Raw genomic sequence first — 6,863 nt, forward strand, 5'->3', positions numbered from 1 at the left:
GGGGCGGGCCGCCCGGCTCAGCGGGCGGCGGAGGTCAGGAAGATGCGGGGATGCGCAGTGGCCGTCAGCGGCCGAGCATCCGCTTGACGCGGGGCACGTCGTTCTCGGACAGCGTCTGCGTGCCGGACAGCCGACGCGTGATGCGCGAGGACTTGTGCTCGAAGTTGTGCCGCATGCCGGCGCGCTGGACGAGCAGCTTGCCGCTGCCGGTGGTCTTCACACGCTTCTTCATGCCGCTGTGCGTCTTGTTCTTGGGCATCTGCCATTCCCTCGTGTATCGGTGGTCGTTCGGTGTCGGGTGGTCGTCACTCGGCGGCGGCGTCGGCTCCTGCCGCTTCGGTTGCCGGCGCGGGTCGTCCGACGCGCGTCGCGCGGGTTGACGCGCCAGCACGGTGCGGCGCCACGACCATCACCATGTTGCGGCCGTCCTGCTTCGGCGACGACTCGACGAAGCCGAGCTCGGTGATGTCCTCGGCGAGGCGCTGCAGTAGCCGGAACCCCAGCTCGGGGCGCGACTGCTCGCGGCCGCGGAACATGATCGTGACCTTCACCTTGTCGCCCTGCTTGAGGAACCGCTCGACGTGACCCTTCTTGGTCTCGTAGTCGTGCGAGTCGATCTTCGGACGGAGCTTCATCTCTTTGATGACCGTCAGCGTCTGGTTACGGCGGTTCTCGCGGTCTTTCTGCGCGGTCTCGTACTTGAACTTGCCGTAGTCCATGAGCTTGCAGACGGGCGGGCGCGCCATCGGCGCGACCTCGACGAGATCCAGGTCGGACTCGGCGGCGAGATCGAGAGCCTTGCCGATCGGCACGATGCCGACCTGCTCGCCCTCGGGGCCGACGAGACGTACTTCGGGGACGCGGATCCGGTCGTTGATCCTGGGTTCGGAGCTGATGAGACCTCCCACGGTCGCTTTCAGTGGTGCTGCCGCGGGATGCGCTGCCGGACATGACAACGGCCCCGAGGCGATGGACTGCTAGCGGGGCCGTGAGTTCCGACCGGTCCGCACCGCCCGGGGCGATGACACCGACCCCGCGGCAAGGCCGCGAGACCGTGGACCGAACCCGGCTCGCTGGACGCGGCACGGGTGGGAGCTCGAAGGTTCCGCTTGCACACCCCCGCACAGGACGAGGGTTGGTCGCGAGTCAAGGGTAGCAGCGTAGCCGCCCACGGCCCAACTCGCTGATCAGGAGAACGCAGGCGTCTACCGCAGGTATTCCGGGGCGTGCGCGCTGCGGCGCGGCACCTCGTCGGATGCTCGGCTCGCACAGCGGGCGGTGTCGGAGCCTGTTGGCAGACTGGACTCGTGCCCGCGCAGTTCACCCCCGCCACCCAAGCGTGGCTCGACGGCGCCTTCGACGCGCCGACGCCGGCACAGGGTGGCGCCTGGGAGGCGATCGCGCGCGGCGAGCACACGCTGGTCGTGGCACCGACCGGGTCCGGCAAGACGCTGGCGGCATTTCTGTCCGCGCTGGACCGCCTGGGTGCGGAGCCGGTGCCCGACGTTGTCACCCGCCGCTGCCGGGTGCTGTACATCAGCCCACTGAAGGCGCTTGCCGTCGACGTCGAGCGCAATCTGCGCGCGCCGCTCATCGGCATCCGGCAGGCCGCGGGCCGCCTCGGGCTCGAGCCGCCGGACGTCACGGTGGCCATGCGGTCTGGCGACACGCCCGCCGACGAGCGGCGGCTGTTCGCCCGCCGCCCGGCAGACATCCTGATCACCACACCGGAGTCGCTGTTCCTGCTGCTCACCTCGGCGGCACGGGAATCACTGCGCGGCGTCGACACCGTGATCATCGACGAGGTGCACGCCGTGTGCTCGACCAAGCGGGGTGCGCACCTGGCGCTGTCGCTCGAGCGGCTCGACGCACTGCTCGACCGCCCTGCGCAACGCATCGGGTTGTCCGCGACGGTCCGTCCGGTCGACGAGGTCGCGACGTTCCTGGCCGGTGGCCGACCCGTCACGGTGGTCGCGCCGAAGTCGACCAAGTCCGTGGATCTCAAAGTCGTCGTGCCGGTGGAGGACATGTCGGCCATCGGGGAGCCGACCGACGACCTCACCGGTGCCGCGGCCGGTGCACAGCGGCGCGCGTCGATCTGGCCACATGTCGAAGAACGCGTGCTCGACCTCGTGGAGAGTCACCGCTCGACCATCGTCTTCGCGAACTCGCGCCGGCTCGCCGAACGGTTGACCGCGAGGTTGAACGAGCTCGCCACCGAACGCGCCGGCACCGCGACGCCGGACGACGGGTCGCCACCGCCGGCGCAACTGATGGCGCAGGCCGGTTCAGGTGCACCCGCCGGCGAGGTCATCGTGGCGCGGGCGCACCACGGGTCGGTGTCGCGCGAGCAGCGGTCCGTGGTCGAGGAGGACCTGAAAGCGGGACGGCTGCCCGCGGTGGTCGCGACGTCGTCGCTCGAACTCGGCATCGACATGGGCGCTGTCGACCTCGTCGTGCAGGTCGAGTCGCCCCCGTCCGTGGCCGCGGGGCTGCAGCGGGTCGGCCGCGCCGGGCACCAGGTCGGCGCGCAGTCCAACGGCGTGATCTTCCCGAAGTTCCGCGGTGACCTGCTCGAATGCGCGGTCGTCGCCGAGCGGATGCGCGAGGGTGCCATCGAGTCGATGCGCTACCCGCGCAACCCGCTCGACGTGCTGGCGCAGCAGATCGTCGCGATGGTCGCGCTCGAACCAGCGACGGTCGACGACGTCGAGGCGCTGGTGCGCCGCGCCGCGCCGTTCGCCGGCCTGCCCCGCTCGGCGCTCGAGGCCGTGCTCGACATGCTTGCCGGCCGGTACCCGTCCGACGCGTTCGCCGAGCTGCGGCCGCGCCTGGTGTGGGACCGCGTCAGCGGTGAGCTCACCGCCCGCCGCGGTGCCCAGCACCTGGCGGTCACCAGCGGCGGCACGATCCCCGACCGCGGGCTGTTCGGGGTGTTCCTGGCCAGCGGCGAGGGCCCCGGCCGGCGCGTCGGCGAGCTCGACGAGGAGATGGTCTACGAGTCGCGGGTCGGCGACGTGTTCCTGCTCGGTTCGTCCTCCTGGCGCATCGAGGACATCACGCACGACCGGGTGCTCGTCACCCCGGCGCCCGGGGAGATCGGCAAGATGCCGTTCTGGAAGGGCGACTCCCCCGGCCGGCCGGTCGAGCTGGGCCGGGCGCTCGGCAAGTTCCTACGCGAGGTCGCGCACGCCAAGCCGGAGGTCGGCGCGGCCCGGGCCGAAGCGGCCGGACTCGACGAGTGGGGCACGCAGAACCTGCTGGCCTACCTCGCCGAGCAGAAGGAGGCCACGCACCACCTGCCCGACGACCGCACGATCCTCGTCGAGCGCTTTCGCGACGAGCTCGGTGACTGGCGCCTCGTCGTGCACTCGCCGTTCGGCGCGCCGGTCAACGCGCCGTGGGCGCTGGCGATCCAGGCGCGGTTGCGCCAGCGCTTCGGCCTCGAGGTGTCGTCCATGCACTCCGACGACGGCATCGTGCTGCGGCTGCCGGACACCGACGCCGAGCCGCCGGCGGGCGAGATCGCGATCTTCGAGCCCGAGGAGATCGAATCCCTGGTCACCCAGGAGGTCGGCAACTCGGCGCTGTTCGCCTCCCGCTTCCGCGAGTGTGCGGCGCGCTCGTTGCTGCTGCCGCGGCGTGACCCACGCCGCCGCACGCCGCTGTGGCAGCAGCGTCAGCGCGCCAATCAGCTGCTGCAGGTCGCGAGCGAGTACGGCGACTTCCCGGTGGTCCTCGAGTCGATGCGCGAGTGCCTGCAGGACGTGTTCGACGTCCCGGGGCTCGTCGGGCTGATGCGCGATCTCGGCTCGCGGACCGTCAAGCTGGTCGAGGTCGAGACGCCGAGCGCGTCGCCGTTCGCGCGCTCGCTGCTCTTCGGCTACGTCGGCGTGTTCCTCTACGAGGGCGACGCGCCCCTCGCCGAACGCCGCTCGCAGGCGCTCTCCCTCGACTCCGCGCTGTTGGCCGAGCTGCTCGGGGCGACGGAACTGCGCGACCTGCTCGACGTGGACGCGATCGGCGCCGTCGAGTCGGAGATCGCCCGCACCGCCGCCGACCGCCAGGCGCGCGGCCCGGACGGCGTGCACGATCTGCTGCGCGCAGTCGGTGATCTCACCACGGACGAGGCGATCGCGCGGGGCGCCACCGCGCAGGATCTCGCGGCGCTCGAGGAGTCGCGCCGCGCCATCCGGGTACGTGTCGCGGGCGAGCAGCGCTGGCTGGCGATCGAGGACGCGGGCCGGGTGCGCGACGCGCTCGGCGCGGCGCTGCCGGTCGGCGTGCCGGAGGCGTTCACCGAACCGGTGCGCGATCCGCTGGGCGACCTCGTGTCGCGCTACGCACGCACGCACGGCCCGTTCGTTGCCGGCGACGTCGCGCAGCGCCTCGGGCTCGGTGTGGCGGTGGTCGGCGCCGCGCTGACCCGGCTGGGCGCGTCCGGCCGGGTGGTACAGGGCGAGTTCCGCCCGGGCGGTATGGGCACGGAGTGGTGCGACGCGGAAGTCCTGCGCGCCATCCGGCGGCGGTCGCTCGCCGCGTTGCGCAAAGAGGTCGAGCCGGTGCCGGCCGCGGCGCTGGCACGGTTCATCCCCGCGTGGCAGGGCCTCGGTGCGCGCTCAGCCCGGGGGGTCGACGGCGTGCTGCGCGCGGTAGAGCAGCTGGCCGGGGTCCCGCTGCCGGCCAGTGCCCTCGAGACATTGGTGCTGCCCAGCCGGGTGGCCGGCTACTCCCCCGCCCTGCTCGACGAGCTCACGCTGTCCGGCGACGTCGCGTGGTGCGGCGCAGGCTCACTCGGCAGCAACGACGGCTGGATCTCGCTCGCCCCGGCAGAGATCGCGTCGTACGTGCTGCCCGAGGTCGAACCGGTCGACGACCAACTCGCGCTGGCGGTCATCGCCTCCCTGGGCCACGACGAAGCCGTCTTCTTCCGCTCGCTCACCGAACGGGCCAACGCAACCCGCGCCGCCGACGCCCAGGCGACAGACGTCTCGCCGGAGACACCCGAGACCGTCGGCCGCGCTGTCTGGGACCTCGTGTGGTCCGGCCTGCTGACCAACGACACCCTCGGACCCGTCCGCGCACTGCTCGGGTCGGGCGGGCGCAGCACGCACACCCGCAAGCCGCGCGCCCCGCGCAGCAGGTACGCCCGGTACGGCCGCGCGCGTGGGTCGTCGCTGACCGGCGCCGCGTCCTTGGCCGGCGGCACCGATGCCCGCGGGCTGCCGGTCGGGATGAGTGGCCGCTGGTCGGCGGTGCCGGCCCGGGTCGACGACCCGACCCGCCGCGCCGTGGTGCTCGCCGACGTGCTGCTGGACCGGTACGGGCTCGTCACCCGCGGCTCGGTGGGTGGCGAGCGGATCAGCGGCGGCTTCTCCGCGGTGTACCCGGTGCTGAAGACCGCCGAGGAGACCGGCCGCGCGCGTCGCGGCTACTTCGTCGAGGGATTGGGCGCCGCCCAGTTCGCCCTGCCCGGTGCGGTGGACCGGTTGCGCGCCGAGGCGCGACCGCTCGATGCCCGCACGACCGACGGCTCGTCGGCGCTGGTGCTGGCCGCCACTGATCCGGCCAATCCGTACGGCGCGGCGCTGGAGTGGCCGCAGGCCCCGCGCCCCGAGGCCGGCGGCCGCGGTCACCAGGCCGCGCGCAAGGCCGGCGCGCTCGTGGTGCTGGTCGACGGCGACTGTGTGCTCTACGTCGAGCGCGGCGGCCGCACGCTGCTCTCGTTCACCGAGCAGCCCGACGTACTGCAGGCGGCGGCCGATGCGCTGGCGCTGGCGGTCCGCGACGGCGCGCTGGGCCGGCTGCAGGTCGAGCGTGCCGACGGCGCCCCCGTGGCGGCGTCGGCGCTCGGCGACGCGCTGGAGGCGGCGGGATTCCGCCCGACGCCCCGTGGTCTGCGGTTGCGGGCATGACCCTTGCCTGAGGGCGACACGGTCTGGCTGACGGCGCATCGGCTGCACCGCGCGCTGGCCGGGCGGGCGCTCACGGTCTCGGACTTCCGGATTCCGCAGCTCGCCACCACGGATCTGCGCGGGGTCACCGTCGACGAGGTGCTCGCGCGGGGCAAGCATCTGCTCATCCGGCTCGCCAACGACTTCACCCTGCACGCCCATCTGCGGATGGACGGCTCGTGGTACCTGTCGCGCGTCGGGGGTCCGCGACCGCGCCGGCACCGCGAACACCTGATCCGCATCCTGCTCGGCAACACCGAGTGGCTGGCGACGGGATACCGCATCCACGATCTGCGGTTCGTCACCCGCGACGCCGAGGACACCCTCGTCGGGCACCTCGGCCCCGACCTGCTGGGCCCTGACTGGGACGCCGCACGCGCCGTCGCGAACCTGCAGGCCGAGCCCGACCGCGCCATCGGCGAAGCGCTGCTGGACCAGCGGGTGTTCGCCGGTGTCGGGAACATGTACAAGTGCGAGATCCTTTTCCTCGAGCACGTGCACCCGTGGACACCCGTGCGCGACGTGCTCGACCTGCGGTCGGTGGTGGACACCTCCTACCGGTTGCTGCGCGCCAACCGCGATCATCCGGAGCAGTCGACGACGGGTTTCGTCGAACGCGGTCGTGAACACTGGGTCTACGACCGCGGCGGCCAGCCGTGCCTGCGCTGCCGAACGACCATCGAACGCGCCGACCAGGGCGAGCCGCCGCGAGCGCGCGGCACCTTCTGGTGCCCTCGCTGCCAACCGCGACGCTGAGCGCTCAGCCGCCGGGCTGCTGCGTGCTGACCGTGTCGCCGGGGCCCGCACCGCCACCAGCAGCCGCGGCGTCCGGCGCGCTCATGCCCGCGCGGATCTGCGCCAGTCGGGCGTCGGCCTTCGCCCGGGCCGTGGCACGCTGCACCTCCATCA

Annotated in this window: 4 protein-coding genes and 1 pseudogene (1 of these 5 only partly in view); 2 read left to right on the forward strand and 3 right to left on the reverse strand. The window is 72.7% G+C overall.

Features of this window, described 5'->3' with window-relative positions; all coding sequences use genetic code 11:
• Positions 1-64 precede the first annotated feature (64 nt).
• Positions 65-259 (reverse strand): 50S ribosomal protein L35, encoded by a 195-nt coding sequence (rpmI, locus tag ACFFCN_RS16265; RefSeq protein ID WP_375493325.1) that lies wholly within the window; start codon positions 257-259, stop codon positions 65-67.
• A 46-nt stretch (positions 260-305) separates the two neighbouring features.
• Positions 306-908: a translation initiation factor IF-3 gene (infC, locus tag ACFFCN_RS16270; protein ID WP_375493327.1), complete on the reverse strand. Its 603-nt coding sequence runs from the start codon at positions 906-908 to the stop codon at positions 306-308.
• Positions 909-1,307: 399 nt separating this feature from the next.
• Between infC and ACFFCN_RS16275 the strand changes: the two genes are divergently transcribed.
• The gene (locus ACFFCN_RS16275; protein WP_375493329.1) at positions 1,308-5,915 is read left to right on the forward strand and encodes an ATP-dependent helicase; all 4,608 of its coding nucleotides are present in this window, start codon (positions 1,308-1,310) and stop codon (positions 5,913-5,915) included.
• Positions 5,916-5,918: 3 nt separating this feature from the next.
• A complete protein-coding gene (locus ACFFCN_RS16280; RefSeq protein WP_375493331.1) occupies positions 5,919-6,710 on the forward strand; it encodes an Fpg/Nei family DNA glycosylase in 792 nt (263 codons plus the stop codon).
• 4 nt (positions 6,711-6,714) lie between these two features.
• Here ACFFCN_RS16280 and ACFFCN_RS16285 read toward each other — a convergent pair.
• Positions 6,715-6,863: pseudogene (locus ACFFCN_RS16285) on the reverse strand (PspA/IM30 family protein); it runs 661 nt beyond the window's last position.

The sequence above is a fragment of the uncultured Jatrophihabitans sp. genome (assembly GCF_964246335.1).
Lineage (GTDB): Bacteria > Actinomycetota > Actinomycetes > Mycobacteriales > Jatrophihabitantaceae > Jatrophihabitans.